At 67.6% G+C, this 16,841-nt stretch carries 14 protein-coding genes; 9 read left to right on the forward strand and 5 right to left on the reverse strand.

The window, feature by feature from the left end; translation table 11 throughout:
- Positions 1 to 30: 30 nt before the first annotated feature.
- From ntrX to hflX, 4 genes are all read left to right on the forward strand, one after another.
- Positions 31 to 1,395: a nitrogen assimilation response regulator NtrX gene (ntrX, locus tag JOD31_RS17600; RefSeq protein ID WP_204951739.1), complete on the forward strand. Its 1,365-nt coding sequence runs from the start codon at positions 31 to 33 to the stop codon at positions 1,393 to 1,395.
- Positions 1,396 to 1,539: 144 nt separating this feature from the next.
- The gene (locus JOD31_RS17605; protein WP_204951740.1) at positions 1,540 to 2,394 is read left to right on the forward strand and encodes a D-amino-acid transaminase; all 855 of its coding nucleotides are present in this window, start codon (positions 1,540 to 1,542) and stop codon (positions 2,392 to 2,394) included.
- A 233-nt stretch (positions 2,395 to 2,627) separates the two neighbouring features.
- Complete coding sequence (hfq, locus tag JOD31_RS17610; RefSeq protein ID WP_020185473.1) at positions 2,628 to 2,894, forward strand: RNA chaperone Hfq; 267 nt, start codon at positions 2,628 to 2,630, stop codon at positions 2,892 to 2,894.
- A gap of 32 nt (positions 2,895 to 2,926) precedes the next feature.
- Positions 2,927 to 4,318 carry a GTPase HflX gene (hflX, locus tag JOD31_RS17615; RefSeq protein WP_204951741.1) on the forward strand — a complete coding sequence of 464 codons (1,392 nt, stop codon included), beginning with the start codon at positions 2,927 to 2,929 and terminating at the stop codon, positions 4,316 to 4,318.
- 820 nt (positions 4,319 to 5,138) lie between these two features.
- Here hflX and JOD31_RS17620 read toward each other — a convergent pair.
- On the reverse strand, positions 5,139 to 7,112 hold the full coding sequence (locus JOD31_RS17620) for a PhoX family protein (protein ID WP_204951742.1): 1,974 nt from the start codon (positions 7,110 to 7,112) through the stop codon (positions 5,139 to 5,141).
- A gap of 217 nt (positions 7,113 to 7,329) precedes the next feature.
- On the opposite strand from JOD31_RS17620, the gene JOD31_RS17625 reads away from it, so the two are divergent.
- Genes JOD31_RS17625 through JOD31_RS17635 form a run of 3 tightly spaced genes read left to right on the forward strand, consistent with a single transcriptional unit; the run spans position 7,330 to position 10,445 of the window.
- Entirely contained in the window at positions 7,330 to 8,424 is a 1,095-nt protein-coding gene (locus JOD31_RS17625) for an acyltransferase family protein (protein ID WP_204951743.1), read from the forward strand.
- A gap of 4 nt (positions 8,425 to 8,428) precedes the next feature.
- Entirely contained in the window at positions 8,429 to 10,018 is a 1,590-nt protein-coding gene (locus tag JOD31_RS17630; protein ID WP_204951744.1) for an FAD-dependent oxidoreductase, read from the forward strand.
- Positions 10,019 to 10,028: 10 nt separating this feature from the next.
- Entirely contained in the window at positions 10,029 to 10,445 is a 417-nt protein-coding gene (locus JOD31_RS17635) for a hypothetical protein (RefSeq protein WP_204951745.1), read from the forward strand.
- Positions 10,446 to 10,490: 45 nt separating this feature from the next.
- Here JOD31_RS17635 and JOD31_RS17640 read toward each other — a convergent pair whose 3' ends face one another.
- On the reverse strand, positions 10,491 to 12,035 hold the full coding sequence (locus JOD31_RS17640; RefSeq protein ID WP_204951746.1) for a peroxidase family protein: 1,545 nt from the start codon (positions 12,033 to 12,035) through the stop codon (positions 10,491 to 10,493).
- 243 nt (positions 12,036 to 12,278) lie between these two features.
- Complete coding sequence (moxG, locus tag JOD31_RS17645) at positions 12,279 to 12,866, reverse strand: cytochrome c(L), periplasmic (RefSeq protein WP_204951747.1); 588 nt, start codon at positions 12,864 to 12,866, stop codon at positions 12,279 to 12,281.
- Between the two features lie 280 nt (positions 12,867 to 13,146).
- Between moxG and JOD31_RS17650 the strand changes: the two genes are divergently transcribed.
- Positions 13,147 to 13,380, forward strand: a complete 234-nt coding sequence (locus JOD31_RS17650) for a hypothetical protein (RefSeq protein ID WP_204951748.1) — start codon at positions 13,147 to 13,149, stop codon at positions 13,378 to 13,380.
- A gap of 82 nt (positions 13,381 to 13,462) precedes the next feature.
- Entirely contained in the window at positions 13,463 to 14,827 is a 1,365-nt protein-coding gene (locus JOD31_RS17655; RefSeq protein ID WP_204951749.1) for a TIGR03808 family TAT-translocated repetitive protein, read from the forward strand.
- An 83-nt stretch (positions 14,828 to 14,910) separates the two neighbouring features.
- On the opposite strand, the gene glnA is transcribed toward JOD31_RS17655, so the two are convergent.
- Positions 14,911 to 16,320 carry a type I glutamate--ammonia ligase gene (gene glnA / locus JOD31_RS17660; RefSeq protein WP_020185466.1) on the reverse strand — a complete coding sequence of 470 codons (1,410 nt, stop codon included), beginning with the start codon at positions 16,318 to 16,320 and terminating at the stop codon, positions 14,911 to 14,913.
- A 72-nt stretch (positions 16,321 to 16,392) separates the two neighbouring features.
- Positions 16,393 to 16,731: a P-II family nitrogen regulator gene (locus JOD31_RS17665; protein ID WP_020185465.1), complete on the reverse strand. Its 339-nt coding sequence runs from the start codon at positions 16,729 to 16,731 to the stop codon at positions 16,393 to 16,395.
- Between the last annotated feature and the right edge of the window lie 110 nt (positions 16,732 to 16,841).

The raw sequence follows: 16,841 nt of genomic DNA on the forward strand, positions 1-16,841 counted from the left end.
AATTCCCACTCGGAGTGTGCAAGTCTTCTCATGGCGACCGACATCCTCATCGTCGACGACGAAGCTGACATCCGCGAACTCGTCGCCGGCATTCTTCAGGACGAAGGCCACGGCGCGCGGACGGCTCGGAACTCCGACGAGGCCTTCGCGGAGATCGAGAAGCGCCGGCCTCAGCTGGTCTTCCTCGACATCTGGCTGCAGGGCTCGAAGCTCGACGGGCTCGAGATTCTCGACCTCATCCACAGCCAGCATCCCGATCTGCCGATCGTGATGATCTCCGGCCACGGCAACATCGAGACCGCCGTCGCGGCGATCAAAAGCGGGGCCTACGACTTCATCGAGAAGCCGTTCAAGGCCGACCGGCTCGTGCTGATCGCCCAGCGGGCGCTCGAGTCCTACAGGCTGAAGCGGGAGCTGCGCGATCTCAAGCGCGGCTCGGGCCATCCCACCCGCTTCGTGGGGCGCTCGACCGTGATGAACCAGCTCCGCAACGCGCTGGACCGCGTGGCGCCTACGAACAGCCGCATCCTGATCACCGGCCCCTCGGGCGCCGGCAAAGAGCTCGCGGCGCGCTCGATCCACAACGCCTCGGGGCGCGCCGGCGGGCCCTTCGTGATGATCAACGCCGCCACCATCACGCCGGAGCGGATGGAGGAGGAGCTGTTCGGCGTCGAGGGCGTCAACGGCAGCCGCAAGATCGGCGCGCTCGAGGAGGCGCATGGCGGCACGCTGTTCATCGACGAGATCGCGGACATGCCGCGGGAGACGCAGAACCGCATCTTGCGCGTGCTCGTCGAGCAGACCTTCACCCGCGTCAGCGGCGCGACGCGCGTCTCGGTGGACGTGCGCATCATCTCCTCCTCCGCGCGCAACCTCGAGGACGAGATCGCCGAGGGCCGGTTCCGGGAGGACCTGTTTCACCGTCTGGCGGTGGTGCCCGTGCGGGTGCCGGGCCTCGCCGAGCGCCGCGAGGACATTCCGGAACTGATCGACTTCTTCCTCGAGCAGATCTCGTCGGCGACGGGCCTCCCCAAGCGCACCATCGGCGAGGACGCCATGGCGGTGCTGCAGAGCCACGACTGGCCGGGCAACGTCCGCCAGCTCCGCAACAACGTCGAGCGCCTGATGATCCTCGCCGGCGGCGATCCGGAGGCGGTGGTGACGGCCACCATGCTGCCGTCGGAGATCGGCACCATGGTGCCGCCGACGCCGCACGGGGCGGGCGGCGAGCAGCTGATGGGCCTCGCGCTGCGCGAGGCCCGCGAGATCTTCGAGCGGCAGTACCTGCTCGCCCAGATCAGCCGTTTCGGCGGCAACATCTCCCGCACAGCCGAGTTCATCGGCATGGAGCGCTCCGCGCTCCACCGCAAGCTCAAGGCGCTCGGGATCGGGTGAGGAAGGCCGTCATCCCGGACAAGCCGCGCAGCGGCGCAGATCCGGGATCGTTTTCAGGATGAAGCGCCAAAAACGGCGCACGATCCCGGCTCTGCGCTTCGCTTCGGCCGGGATGACGCGTTTCACGATCAGGAATCTCGCTCAATGTCCCGCATCGCCTACGTCAACGGCCAGTATGTCCGCCACGCCGACGCCGGCGTCCACATCGAGGACCGCGGCTACCAGTTCGGCGACGGCGTCTATGAGGTCTGCGAGGTGCGGGACGGGCGGCTGATCGACGAGCCGCGCCATCTCGCCCGGCTGTGGCGCTCGCTCGCGGAGCTGAAGATCGCGCCGCCCCTCGGCGAGGCGGCGCTGAAGATCGTGTTGCGCGAGACCGTGCGCCGAAACCGGGTGCGCGACGGCATCGTTTACCTGCAGGTGACCCGCGGGGTCGCGCGCCGCGACCATTACTTCCCCGCGGACGCCGCGCCCGCGCTGGTGGTGACGTCGCGCTCCGCCGACCGGGCGAAGGCCGACGCCATGGCGGAAGCCGGGGTCAAGGTGATCACCGTTCCCGAGAACCGCTGGCCGCGGGTGGACATCAAGTCGATCGGCCTGCTCCCCAACGTCCTCGCCAAGCAGCAGGCCAAAGAGGCGGGCGCGCGGGAGGCCTGGTTCGTCGACGGGGAGGGCCGCGTCACAGAGGGCGGCTCCACCAACGCCTGGATCGTCACGGCCGAGGGCGTGATCGTGACGCGGCCGGCCGACGACGGCATTCTTCGCGGCGTCACCCGCGCGGCGGTGTTCGACATGGCCGAACAGCTGCAGATGCGGATCGAGGAGCGTCCGTTCACGGTGGAGGAGGCGCGGCGGGCGAAGGAGGCCTTCAACACCGCGGCGACCGCGATCGTGACGCCGGTGATCGCGATCGACGGCGCGCCGGTCGGCGACAGCAAGCCCGGGCCGGTCGCGCTCGGCTTGCGCCGCCGCTTCCACGAGTTCGCCCATCGCTCCTGACGGGACGCGGCGGCGAAAGCCGTGGACGCGCGACGCCGGAGCCGGCTCTTGGGCTCATCTCGCTCTTGCGAAATCCGGGCGTGGTGGCGTTAATAAGGGCGGCGCCGCCACATGCGGCGCCGTCGCGAAAAACGCGGGGCGGCCAAAAAAAACCTAGCGCCGAAGCGTCGGTTCCCAACCGCCGCTCGCGGGCGCGTCAAACTGGCCTGAGCCTCTAACGGAAGAAGAAGAACATGGCGGCCGAACGCTCCCAGAATCTCCAGGACACCTTTCTCAACAACGTTCGCAAGAACAAGGTGCCGCTCACCATCTTCCTCGTGAACGGCGTCAAGCTGCAGGGAGTCGTCACCTGGTTCGACAATTTCTGCGTGCTGCTGCGCCGCGACGGGCACTCGCAACTCGTCTACAAGCACGCCATATCGACGGTGATGCCCGGCCATCCGATCCAGCTCTTCGAGCCGGAGGAGGCCGACGAGGCGCCGGCGCGGGCCGCCCGCTGACGGCGCGCGCATCGGCGCCGTGACGGAGACGCATGCGACAGGACGACATCGACATCCATGACGAGGGCGTACGCGACGCCGGCGCCGGGCATCTGACCGCCCGGGCCGACCGGACGCGCGCCTTCGTGATGACCCCCGTGGTCGGCCGCCGGGCGGGCGACCCTGCCGAGCGCAGTCCGGCCGCGCGCCTCGAGGAGGCGGTCGGCCTCGCGCAGGCGATCGACCTCGACGTGCTCGAGAGCAAGCTCGTCCCGCTCCAGCAGATCCGGCCCTCCACCTTCATTGGCAAGGGCAAGGTCGAGGAGTTCGCGGACATCATCAAGGCGTCCGAGATAGAACTCGTGGTGGCGGACACCGCTCTGACGCCGGTGCAGCAGCGCAACCTGGAAAAGGCGCTCGGCGCCAAGGTGCTCGACCGCACCGGCCTGATTCTCGAGATCTTCGGCCGGCGCGCGCGCACCAAGGAAGGCGTGCTGCAGGTCGAGCACGCACACCTCACCTGGCAGAAGAGCCGGCTCGTCCGCTCCTGGACCCATCTCGAGCGCCAGCGCGGCGGCTTCGGCTTCCTCGGCGGCCCGGGCGAGACCCAGATCGAGGCCGACCGCCGGATGATCACCGAGCGGATCCTGAAGATCGAGCGCGAGCTCGAGCAGGTGAAGCGCACCCGCGGCCTGCACCGCGCGGGCCGCAAGCGCGTGCCCTATCCGGTGGTCGCGCTGGTCGGCTACACCAACGCCGGCAAGTCCACGCTGTTCAACCGGCTCACCCGCGCCGAGGTGGTGGCCGCCGACATGCTGTTCGCGACGCTCGACCCGACGTTGCGGTCGATCACCATGCCGCACGGCGCACACGCCATCCTCTCCGACACGGTGGGCTTCATCTCCGAACTGCCGACGCAGCTGATCGCCGCCTTCCGGGCGACGCTGGAGGAGGTGATCGAGGCGGACGTCATCCTGCACGTGCGCGACGTCGCGCATGAGGACACCGAGGCGCAGGCGGCCGACGTCGCCGGCGTGCTGAAGGACCTCGGGATCGACCTCGGCGACGCGAAGCGCGTCGTGGAGGTCTGGAACAAGGTCGACAAGCTCGACGAGGGCGCGCGCGAGAATCTGGCCGCGACCATCTCCCGGCGCGACGCCGCGGAGCGGCCCGTGCTCGTCTCGGCGCTCACGGGGGAGGGCGAGGACGTCCTGCTCGGCGCGATCGAGGAGCGGCTGTCGGCAGGTCGCGAGACGCTGATGGTCACCGTGGCGCCGGACGACGGCGGCGGGGTGAACTGGTTGTTCGGTCATGCCGACGTGCTGGCGCGTCATCCCCAGGACGACGGCGCCGTCGAGGTGACGATCCGCGTCGAACCGGGGCGCGTCGAGGGCATCCGGCGGCGCTTCGCCAAGGTCGAAGGCGGCGCCCCGCGCGAGGACTGAGGTCGTTCCGGCTCTCACGTTCGGCCGACGCTTCAGGAGACTGGTGCATGATCAGCTCGATCGCATCGCGTCGTCATGCCCGCGCTTTCGCGTCAGCGTCCATGGCTTCGGTCAGGGCTCGACGCCCCCGTCGTGCATATCCGGCTTCGCCGGGCATGACGTGCGATGAATTTGAAACGACCGCGCTCCGGGATCTGCGACCGCCCGATCCTTGCTGGCGATAGGCACGGACCGCCCCGCTTCACATCTCGATGCACGGTGCGGACGAGAATGGCCGCCCTTGTCGCGAGACGCCGCCGCCCGCTGCATCGGCGCGCCCGCGGGCGCGCTCATACAGAAACGCCCCGCAGGCTGGGCCGGCGAGACGCTTCATGTCGTCGATGACGCGGGTCCGTTCGGGTGTCGGCCGGCCTCCTGGGAGGCGCTCGGCTGGTGATGGACCGGCGAGCTCTCGATCTGCTCTTTTACGGCGACTGCAGTCCTTAAACGTCAGGGTATCTGTCGTTCCGATCTCCGACAGATCGTATCAAGACGTCGCAAACTACAGCGGCCGTTCAAAATCCTGATGATGTTTTCGCCACGTAATCTTCGCGCTCCGGATGCGCGTCAACGCGGTGTCTTTACACGCTTCGGTGGAGTCATTGTCTTAGACCTCCCGTATCTGTGTTGACCCTCGAAGCATGCGCCCGGTTCTCGTGGTCGTCAAGCGGCCTCGTCGGAGATGTTCGAAAGCGCGCAAAGGCGCCGGTCGAGACGTCGAGCCTCGACCGCTTCCGGGGCGGCTTCCCGTCCCGGCCCGCCCGGACGGGCGGGCGACGCGTCAGGCGATCGCGCCGCCGCCGCGCTTCGTCACCACCACCACGGCCGGGCGCGGCGGCATGCCCGGCTTGAAGTCCGGCCAGCGCGTGGCGGGCGCCTCGAAGGTGCCCGGCGCCTTGTCGTCGTCGCTCTCGCCGGGGTGCTGGACGGCGAGGAACAGCGTCGTGTCGTCCGCGGTGAAGTAGGGGCCGCACATCTCGGCGCCGGCCGGCACGCGGAAGAAGTGCTTCGACGCGCCTCGGCCAGCCCCTTCGGTCTCGAGCGCCCACAACCCGTCGGCGCGGCTGGTGCTTTTCGGACCGTTGCCGTCGGTCGCGATCCAAAGGCGTCCCTGCGCGTCCACCGCGCAGTTGTCCGGCATCCCGAACCAGCCGTTCGCGCTGGTGGCGCTGGAGAAGGTCGCGCCCACCGCCGCGATCGACGGATCGCCGCACTTCACGAGGATCTCCCAGGCGAACCCCTCCGCCGCATGGTCGCCGCCGTCCGGAGAGATCTCGACGATGTGGCCGAAGGCGTTCTCCGGCCGCGGGTTGGCGGCGTCGACCTGATCGGCCTTCCGCTTCGAATTGTTGGTCAGCATCACGTAGACCTTGCCGGTCTTCGGATTGGCCTCGACGTCCTCAGGGCGATCCATCTTGGTGGCGCCGAGCAGGTCCGCGGCGCGGCGCGCCTCGATCACCACGTCGGCCTGGCTCGCGAAGCCGTTCGCCGGGGTGAGGGGGCCCTCGCCCTGGACGAGACGCATCCAGCGGCCGCGGCCGTCGGCGTCGAAGCGCGCGACGTGCAGGACGCCGTCGTCGAGGATGTCGGCGTTGTTCGCGCGGTTCGCCATGTCGACCTTCGCGGTCGTCACGAAGCGGTAGACGTAGTCGAAGCGCTCGTCGTCGCCCTGGTACACGACGAACCGGCCGTCGGCCGACAGCGCGTTCGCAGCCCCCTCGTGCTTGAAGCGCCCCATGGCGGTGCGCTTCTTCGGGGTCGAGGCCGGGTCCATCGGGTCGATCTCGACCACCCAGCCGAAGCGGTTCGGCTCGTTCGGCTCCTTGGTCACGTCGAAGCGCTCGTGGAACCGGCCCCAGGCCTGCCAGGGACTGCCGGTGATCCCGATGCGCTTGTAGTTCTTCGCTTCCCTGTGGTCGTCGGCGACCTCGCCCCAGAAGTAGTTGTTGGTGTTCTCCTCGCAGGTGAGCCACGTGCCCCAAGGCGTTACGCCGCCCGCGCAATTGTTGATCATGCCCCGCACGCTTCGGCCCTCCGTGTCGTAGGACGTGCGGAGCCGCTCGTGGCCGGCGGCCGGGCCATGGATCGCCATTTCGGTCTCGGCGGTGATGCGGCGCGTGTAGCGCGAGTCCGCGACGACCGACCACTTGCCGCCGGCGCGGGCGATCTCGACCACCGAGCCGCCGTGGGCCGCCATCTCGATGTCCACCAACTCACGGGTCATTCCCGCGAAGGCCGCCTGCTTGGAGTCCTGCCGCCTGAGCCCGGGGAACATCAGCTCCTCGTTGGTGTACTCGTGATTGACGACCAGCAGGCCGCGGTCGGCGGAGCCGTCGAGCGGCACGAAGCCGACGAAGTCGTTGTTGTAGCCGAACTGCAGGCGCTGCTTCTCCGCCGTCTGCGTCAGGGGATCGAAGGCGGGCGCTCCCGGAAACAGCGGGTCGCCCCAGCGCAGCAGGACGTCGGCGTCGTAGCCGTCCGCGACGTGGTGGGTCTCGTCGATCCCGGCCTCGATCTCCTCGAAGTCGAACCGGGACGCGGGCTCGGCGGCCCAAGCGGCGCCGGCGGCGTCGAACGCGCGGGGCGAGATCGTGGCCGCGATCGCCGTCGCCGCCAGCGCGCCGCGCATCATCTCCCGCCTGGAGAAACGCGCGGCGATGATCTCTCCGAGGGTCGGGTTCGCGCTGTCGTTGCGCCCGACGTTCTCCGCCTCTTCGCAGGCGACGGCGCGGGTGGTGCGGAGGTCGTCGGTCATGGGGCGGGGGTCCGTCCGGCGGGCTCGGGAAGGCGTCGTCACGCCCTGCGGAGCGTCAACAAGAAGGTTTCTAAAAACCTTCCATGTCGTGTCGGTGACATCACCGCCGCGGCAGCGGTCCGTAAAGGACTTTCAAGTAAGCTCGTTCGATCGACGTCCGGGGGGGCAGCGAGTGACGATGCATGAGCCGCCGCGAAGCTTCAGGTCCGGGATGTTGTTGCCCGAGCTCGTCTCGACCCGCGGGATCGCGGCGGTCTGGGTCGTGCTCGCGCACACGCTCGCGACCGTCCTCAAAGGTCAGGGCGAGCTGCCGGCCCCGGTCGAATACACACGGCTCGTCGTGGATTTCTTCTTCGTGCTGAGCGGCTTCGTGCTGGCCCATATGTACGATCCGCCGTGGACCGAGGGGCGGTTTCGGCACGGCTCCTTTCTGATCCGCAGGCTGGCGCGGCTCTGGCCGCTGCACATGTTCACGCTGTGCGTGATGGGCGCCATCGTGACGGTCGGGCGGATGATGGGCGCCGAGCCGGAAAACCCGCACACCGCCTACACCTTCCTCGTCAACGCGGCGATGCTGCACTCGACCTGGCTCGCGCCGGACCTCGCGTGGAACTGGCCGTCGTGGTCGATCAGCGCGGAATGGTGCGCCTATCTCGCGATCCCGCTGTTCCTGATGGCGGCGGACCGGGTGCGCGGCACGCGTCGGCGCGTCGTCGCGATGCTGGCCGTGTTCCTCGCCTGCTCGCTGTTCTCGCACTGGGCCTTCGGACTGGACCTGACCTCGCTCACCGCCGACGGGGGCGCGCTGCGCATCGCGCCGTCGTTCTTCGCCGGCATCCTGCTGCGCCGAATCTTCGACGACGAGCCGTGGCTGGTCGCGATGACGCCGAGGGTCTACGCCGCGTCCATCGCCGGCGTGTTCGGCGTCTGCGCGGTTCTGGTGGCGTTCAACGCGCCCTACGACGCCCTCTGGCCGCCGATGATCGTGCTGGTCGCGGCGCTCGCCTCCCGCGCCACCTGGGTCGAGCCGGGGCTGCTGCGGGGCCGCGTCCTGAACTGGCTCGGCGACATCTCCTATTCGATCTACCTCACCCACGCGATCGTGCTCACGGTGCTGTTCAACACCGCCGAGATCCTTGGCCTCGCCGAGACGCTGGCCGAACGCGCGGCGCTGGGCTTGAGCGTTCCCTTCGTGACCTTGGTCGCGTCGCAGATCACCTACGCATGGGTCGAGAAACCTGGCCGCAAGCTGGTCATGCGCGTCGCCGAGCGCGGCGAACGCAAGGCCCTGCGGCCCGCTGGAGCGGAATGAGCGGATGATCTTCGATCTGCAGACCGGCGAGACGCCGAAGGAGATCACGGGCGACGTCTGCGTCGTCGGCACCGGCCCCGCGGGCGTCACCCTCGCGCTCGAGCTCGCCCGCAAGGGGCGGAGCGTGGTCCTGCTCGAAGGGGGCGGCGAGGCTTATGAGGAGTCGAGCCAGGCGCTCTACGAGGGCGCCGTGATCGGGCACGACCACATCGACGTGGCGGCGTCGCGCCTGCGCCAGTTCGGCGGCACGTCGGGCCACTGGACCGGGCTCTGCGCCCCGCTCGACGCGCTCGACTTCGAGCCCCGCGCTGACATTCCCCACCACGGCTGGCCGATCACCCGCGCCGACCTCGACCCGTTCTACGCCCGCGCGCATCCTTATCTCGACCTTGGGCCCTACCGCTATGACTGGCAGGACTGGCGTTCGATCGTGCCATTCCCCGCGCTGCCGCTCGATCCGACGAAGATACTGACCGACGTCTACCAGCAGAGCCCGCCGACCCGCTTCGCCGAAAAATTCATGGAGACGGTGCGGGCCGAACCGAAGATCGCCTGCTGGACGCACGCGAACCTCGTCGACGTGACGCTGGAGGAGGGCGGCGACGTCGTGTCTTCGATCGCCGTCCATACGCTCGACGGCCGCGCCACGACCGTGAGGGCCAAGGCCTACGTCATCGCCTGCGGCGGAATCGAGAACGCCCGCATCCTGCTCAACGCCCGCAAGCAGCGCCCGGCGGGGCTGGGCAACGAGCACGATCTCGTGGGGCGGTTCTACACCGACCACATGACGATCGAGACCTCGATGCTGCTGTTCCGGGACGACGTCGACACCCGGCTCTACCCGACCTCGCTGAACTACGACGGCGCCGAGATCCTGATGGGGCTCAAGGTCCACCCGGACGTGGTGAAGGAGAGGAATCTCAACAACAACTCGGCGTTCCTGGTCGCGGACTACGGCGACGCGGTCTTTAGCGACGACTTCCGGAACTACGGCTGGGTCGCGTTTTCCACCATGCTGAAGACCTTCAGCCGCGGCCATGTGCCGGACCGGTTCGCCGAGCGCACCTGCGACGTGGTCGACGACCTGGGCTCGGTCGCGACGGGAATCTACCGTCATGCCCTGCGCCGCGTCCTGCCCGAGAAGCCGGCCCAGGCGTTCCGCCTGCGGCAGGACGCCGAGCAGGCGCCGAACCCCGACAGCCGCGTGACGTTGATCGCGGACACGGATCCGCTCGGGCTGCAGCGCATCGCGCTCGACTGGCGGGTGACGAGCGACGATCTGCTGCGCCTGCGCCGCACGCACCAGTTCATCGGCGAGCAGGTGGGCGCGGCGGGCCTCGGCCGACTGCAGCTCGGCGTCAGCGATCCGCCGGACCTCAGCATCGCCTATTCCGGCTACCACCACATGGGCACCACCCGCATGCACGCCGATCCGCGGCAGGGCGTGGTCGACGCCGACTGCCGCGTGCATTCGACGAAGAACCTCTACATGGCCGGCAGCTCGGTGTTCACGACCGGTGGTTGCGCCAACCCGACCCTCACCATCACCGCGCTCGCGATCCGTCTCGCCGAGCGCCTCGCGGTCAGCGCCTGAGGAGAGCGACATGGGCAAGCTCACCCGCCGGGCGCTGCTCGGGACCGCAGCCGTCGGCGCCTTCGGCCTCGTGGCCTACGGCGGCGGCCGCGCGGCCTGCAGCTTCGTGCCGCGCAACCATCCCGACTTCTTCTCGCTGCTCGACATCCCGCCGGAGGGCGCCGTCGCGCGCCGGATCGGGGAGGGGGCGCTCGCCGAGGCGAGCCTCCCCTCGGATTTCGACGCTCTCGCGACGGCGATGAAGCTTCGTCCCCTGATCGCCGAGGCGATCGCGACCGACTGCCCGACGACCCGCCGGCAACTGGTCCAGGATCAGTGCGCGGCGGACTTCGCCGAGGGCCGCTGCGTCGTGATCGACGGCTGGGTGCTGTCCGAGACCGAAGCGAGCCTCTGCGCCGCGAAGCTGCTGCGGCCGTCGATCATCTGAGCGCGCCCGCGCCGGGATTGCGAAGCACGACTCCGAGCTCCGCCGCTAACTGAAGACCCCGATGAACTGCAGCAGTTGGGTCATCGAGGCGATGCCGGCGGGCGAGGAGGGCGCGCCGGCCAGCGGCGCCGCTCGGGCCTCGACCTGCAGATCGAACTCGGCGTTCTGGATCTCGTCGAGCGATCCCAGAATCGTCTCCGCGACGATCAGCCCGCCGACCGCGCCGAGCTGGCGGTCCGCCGTGTAGAGGCCGGCTTCGCGGAGGATGTAGTACCAGAGCGGCGTGGCCCAGACGAGCGAGGGCGCGAGCTGGAGGATCTCGGGAAAGTCGCCGAACTCCGACGGCGGGAACAGCTGGTCGCCGCGGAGGCCCGGAACGAGGCCGCCGTAGATGTCCGTCAGCCGGGCCGCCGCCTCCTGGCCCGAGGGGAGGCCGAAATCCACCCCGCGGCGGATGTTGCGCTCGGCCAGCGACGCAGGCGGCTCGCCGATCGACGGCGGCGGCAGGCGGAACACCGCCTTGGCCAGCCGGGCGTCCAGCGGCTCGCCGTGCTGGGCCGTGGGCGTCGGGCTCGGCGCGTCGAAGAACAGCTCCCAGTCCACCACGAAGTCGCCGTCGCTGAGCTTGGCCTTGCCGCGGAGGTCGCGGCCCGGCGCGAACAGCGGCGCGCCGCCGCGGGCGTTCAGCGCATAGCCCTCCCGAAGCTGGCTGTGCCCCAGCCGGAACGCCGCGTGGGCGAACTCGACGGGCATCGCCAGGAGGTCCGCCACGCCCTCCGACGCGACGGCGCGGAGGTAGGCTTCGCGGGCGCGCGCGATCATCGCCTGATAGAGCGTCGTCTTTGCGGCGAGGGCCGCGAGAACGGCGTCGATGTGCTCCTTCTGCACGATGTTCGGAAGGTAGTCGTGCAGCACGATCCGCCGGTAGGCGTTCTGCACCTCGAGCTTGGTCGCCTTGAAGACGTCGCCGCCCGGACGCTTGTCGCTCGCGGACCCCGTCGCGGCGGCGTGGATCGCGTTGTGCAGCCGCTGGAACAGGATGTGGATCTGGACGATGAGCTTGTTCTCGTCGTTGCGCGGATCGGCGATCAGACGACCGTTGTTGAAGGCCGCCCCGCGCAGGATGTCCACGTCGTTGTCCAGCAGGAACAAGCCGTCGTCGTCGTAGAGGTCCGGCTGCGCGACGCCGAGCAGGCCGTAGACCGAATCCAGGTCCAGGCTCGGAATGCGGCCGTTGGTGGCGGTCGGCTGGCCGCCGTCCTCGAGGACGCGCTGGCGCTGGCCGAGCGTGGGGTTCTGGTGGACGAGCGCGAGATCCTGCGCCACGACGCGGAACTCCGTCATGTCGTGGTCGATGAACTGCCCGAGGAAGGTAAAGCCCGCCGGGTTGCCGGGTTTGCCGCCGGGCGGCGGCGGGACCGGCGTCGGCGCAATCTGCTCGATCGGCCCCCTTGCGCCCGCGAGCATGGAGAGCGCAAGGGAATCGTAGGCGTGGTTCGACGCTTCGAACAGGCGTCCGAACGGGGACTTGAGCGCGCTCGGCGCCAGGGTCCGCGGGTCGAGAACCGAAATCCAGCCGTGATGCGCCATCTGCAACCTCCCCCTCGCGATGATCGCGCAAAGGTTGCATTTAGCGGCAGACAGTGCAATCAGGAGTTATACCAATCCCAAGGCGCTCGTTTGGAGCGTGGTCGCTTGTGATCGGCCCGCCGCCTTCTCCGGCGGAGCCGGGCGTCCGCGACGGGGGCGTCGAGCTTCGTCCGGTGTCGTGGACGCCCCCGCGACGGCGATCGGCCTGCCGGCGTGATCCATCCGGGCCTATCGGCCTTGGCTTTACTCTTCGGTCTTGCAGCTCTCGGGCGCGTCGGCGGCGGGCTTCGGGGCCGGCGTCTTGCCGTCGAAGGGCTTGTAGGCCGCCTTGAGCTCGGCGGTCATCCACTCGCCGGCGTCGTCGGGCTTGTCCTTGTAGAGGTGGCGCACCCAGGCCATCGTCAGCAGCATCTCGTCGACGTTCATCGAGCCGTACATCGGCCCCATCTGCCCGCTGGCGCCGCCGAAGATCAGCTCGAACAGGCCCTTGTCGGTCGCGCCCTGCGGGTAGGTCCAGTAGCTGTCGTTGAGGCCGGGTCCGAGCTTGCCCTCACCCTTCTGGCCATGACAGCCCGAGCACATGGCGAGGAACAACTGCTCGCCCTTGGCGAGGCAGCTTGGGTTGCCGAGATAGGCGTTCTTGCCCGTCTCCACGAAGGCCTTGAACGCCTCCGTGTCCTTGCCCTCCGGCGGGGCGTCGTCGAGGTTCAGGACCTCGCCGGTCACCGCGTTGTTGAAGGTGAGCGCAGCCTTGGCGCCCATGACGCCCGCCGCGCCGACGGCCGTCGCCAGCGCCGCAGCAACTGCGCCCTTCACCCAAGCTCTTGCCATGTCATTCCTCCCGCGCGTTTCTCAAAAACCGAAAAGACGTAAATTATAAAACTCATATTATAAGTATGAGCCGGTATAATGTTCCGTCTATCGCGACGGCGACACATAAATGACATGGGTGATATTGCGACCGAGGCGACCCTCACATTGCCGTCAGGGCGTCGTGATCACGCTGATCATCTTGGCGGGGCGGGAGCTGGCCTGCGACCAAAGTCAATGCGGCCGGTTTGTCTGCGTTCGCCGCCGCGTAACGAAAAAGGGCGCCCGAAGGCGCCCTTGAGTGCGCGGCGGCGAGGCCGCCGCCGCTCTCGGCGACCGCCCACTGATCCCCGAGGCGCTCACGGCCGGGCTGTCCGACGGCGCGCAAAATCTCGGTTCCGGACGCTGCGCCGGCGACTTCGCTCACGGCCGGTCGGTCGTCGTGGAGGGCTGGGTGCTGTCCGAAGTCGAAGCCAGCCTGTGCGCCGGCCGGAGCCTCGTGGGGCGAGTGGCAGAGGAGCGTGAGCAGGTATAGGAAAAAAAGCTTATTATAGCTTGACCACCACGGCGGCCGTGGGTTAGGAAGCGAGTGTTCTTGTTTTGTTCAGGAGGATTCCATGCCTACGGTCACTCAGCTCAACGCCGTCGATTATGGGTTCACGCCCACCGCTGCGAACCCTTCGGCGGCCTTGTCGAGCGCGATCGCCGCAGCCATTTCGCAAGGAAAGCCGCTCTTCATCGAGCCCGGCTCCTATACCGTCAGCAACGTCGTGATTTCCGGTCCGATTGAACTGATCGGCGTGCCCGGCAAGGTGACGTTGAAGATGGCGTCGGGGGCGAAGTCCATCCTCGTTCTGCAGAATTTCTCGTCCGCGCAGCTTAGCGGCCTGATCTTCGACGGCGCGGATCTCACGCCTTCCGACGCCTATGGCGTCGGCTACCGCGCTCTCTTGGTCGCTCGGCGAACGACCACTGTCGCATCCCGCATTCGGATCGAACGTTGCGCCTTCCAGGCCGCAGACGGCTACGGGCTCGGCATATCCCAATGCGCCGCGTTCGTGACGGATAGTCGTTTCTCGAACTTGTACGCGGCGACGGGGGCGTCCAATCACGAAGGCTTCGTCTTCGAAGGAAACCGGATCGGCGCGATGAGAAACAATGGCGTCGTCATCTCCCGCGACGCGGGAACGCCTGCGATCACGCGGATTGTCGGCAATCGAGTCGACGGCGTTTCACGCACTCTTCCTGAGTCTACGGGCTATCAGGGCAACGCCGTGTTGATCGAGTCGGAGTCCAATGTCGTCGTCGCCCAGAATGAGATTCATGATTGTGCGTTCACGGCGGTTCGACTGAACGGTTGCACGCGCGCCCGAGTCGTCCAGAACCACTGCGATAAACATGGCGAGGTCGCGATCTACATCGAGGGCTTCGGTAACGGACGGCAGATTGCGAATGACGGCTACGATGTGGTGGTCAGCGACAACGTGATCAATGACGCCGGAGTGGGCGTCGCGATCGCCAACATCGATTACAGCGGCCGGCTCGGTGTGATCTCGAATAATATAATCCGGCGCATTTCCAAACGTACCGTAGCTGCGGGAACGCCAAACCAGTACACCTCACCCGGCAAGGCGATCGCGGTGGAGACCTGCGCGCTTATTGCGAACAACTTCGTGGAGAATGCCTTCCAGGCGATCGACGTCTCCGCGGGCTCTTACACGCAGGACAGCGTCGTCATCGGCAACGTCCTGCGCCAGACGACGCTCGCGATGGGCGTTTCGACGGTCAACGGGGCCAAAGACGTGCTGGTCGCCGACAACCTCGCGGCCGGCTTCGCCTCGGTCGCGTCGGGCGGCGGCGCTTTGCGACAGATGAACGCTGCGGGGACCATCACTGGAACGACCGACCTCGCATCATTCAGCGAAAGCACTGGGACCGCGAATCTTCGCGTAGAAGGCGTCGTCAGCCGCGCCAGCCTCTGATGAGGCTTTCAAGATCGTCATAGAACAAAAAGGGGCGCCTTTCGGCGCCCCTGCAGTCGGCTTTCCGGTTCGGAAGGAACGTCTCAGGCCGAGTAGTACATATCGAACTCGACCGGGTGCGGCGTGTGCTCGAACCGGATGACCTCCTTCATCTTCAGCTCGATGAAGCTGTCGATCTGGTCGTCCGTGAACACGTTGCCCTTCTTGAGGAACTCGCGGTCCTTGTCGAGGTTCTGCAGCGCCTCGCGCAGGCTGGCGGAGACGGTCGGGATCTTCTTCAGCTCGCGCGGCGGCAGGTCGTAGAGATCCTTGTCCATGGCCGGGCCCGGATCGATCTTGTTGGTGATGCCGTCGAGGCCGGCCATCAGCAGCGCGGCGAAGGCGAGGTAGGGGTTCGCGGTCGGATCGGGGAAACGGACCTCGACGCGCTTCGCCTTCGGCGAGTTGGTCCACGGGATGCGGCAGGAGGCCGAGCGGTTGCGCGCGGAGTAGGCCAGCAGCACGGGCGCCTCGAAGCCCGGGACGAGGCGCTTGTAGCTGTTCGTCGACGGGTTGGTGAAGGCGTTCAGCGCCTTGGCGTGCTTGATGATGCCGCCGATGTACCAGAGGCACTCCTGGCTGAGGCCGGCGTACTTGTCGCCGGCGAACATCGGCTTGCCGTCCTTCCAGATCGACTGGTGGACGTGCATGCCCGATCCGTTGTCGCCGTAGACCGGCTTCGGCATGAAGGTCGCCGTCTTGCCGTAGGAATGCGCCACCTGGTGGATGCAGTACTTGTAGACCTGCAGGTGGTCGGCGATCCGGACGATCTTCTCGAACTTGAGGCCGAGCTCGTGCTGGGCGGAGGCCACCTCATGGTGGTGCTTCTCGACGACCGCGCCCATGGCGGCCATCGCGGCCAGCATCTCGCCGCGCATGTCCTGCTCGCTGTCCACCGGCGGCACGGGGAAGTAGCCGCCCTTGGTGCGGACGCGGTGGCCCATGTTGCCGGTTTCGTAGTCGGTGTCGGAGTTCGTCGGCAGCTCGATCGAGTCGAGCTTGAAGCCGGTGTTGTACGGGGTCGCCGCGAACTTGACGTCGTCGAACACGAAGAACTCGGCCTCGGGGCCGAAATAGACGGTGTCGCCGATCCCCAGCGACTGCATGTAGACCTCGGCCTTCTTCACCGTGCCGCGCGGGTCGCGCTCATAGGGCTCGCCGGTGGTGGGCTCGAGCACGTCGCAGACCACAGACAGCGTGGTGGCGGCGAAGAACGGGTCGAGGCACGCGGTGGCGACGTCCGGCATCAGCAGCATGTCGGACTCGTTGATCGCCTTCCAGCCGGCGATCGACGAGCCGTCGAACATCTGGCCTTCGGCGAAGAACTCGTCGTCCACCATCGTGATGTCGAAGGTGACGTGCTGCCACTTGCCCTGCGGGTCGGTGAAGCGGAGATCGACGTACTTGACATCGTTCTCTTTGATGAATGCGAGAATGTCCTTGGCCGTGGTCATTGCCATTTTGATTATCCTTATCCTTGTTCAGGAGTGGGGCTTCGGCCGCTCAGGGGCGGCCGTATCCAAGGCTCAGATCGCGTCGACGCCGACTTCCCCCGTACGGATGCGGATGGCCTCTTCGACGGCCGACACGAAGATCTTGCCGTCGCCGATGCGGCCTGTCGCGGCAGCCTTTCGGATAGCTTCGACGGCGCGGTCGAGCAGATCGTCGCCGATGACGACCTCGATCTTCACCTTCGGGAGGAAATCCACCACGTACTCCGCGCCACGGTACAGCTCGGTGTGGCCCTTCTGCCGGCCGAAGCCCTTGGCTTCCGTGACCGTGATGCCCTGGACGCCGACCTCTTGAAGCGCTTCCTTCACCTCGTCAAGCTTGAACGGCTTAATGATCGCTTCGATTTTCTTCACGTTTCCAGGCCTCCTTGGCGTCGTCGCCGCGCGCCGATCGGTGACGAGACCGCGCTCCGGGACGTCGCGCACCTAAGCAGCTAGCGTGCCAGTCTTCCGCCGTCGGCGAA

Source organism: Methylopila capsulata, from assembly GCF_016907975.1.
In the GTDB taxonomy this organism is placed as follows: Bacteria; Pseudomonadota; Alphaproteobacteria; order Rhizobiales; family Methylopilaceae; genus Methylopila; species Methylopila capsulata.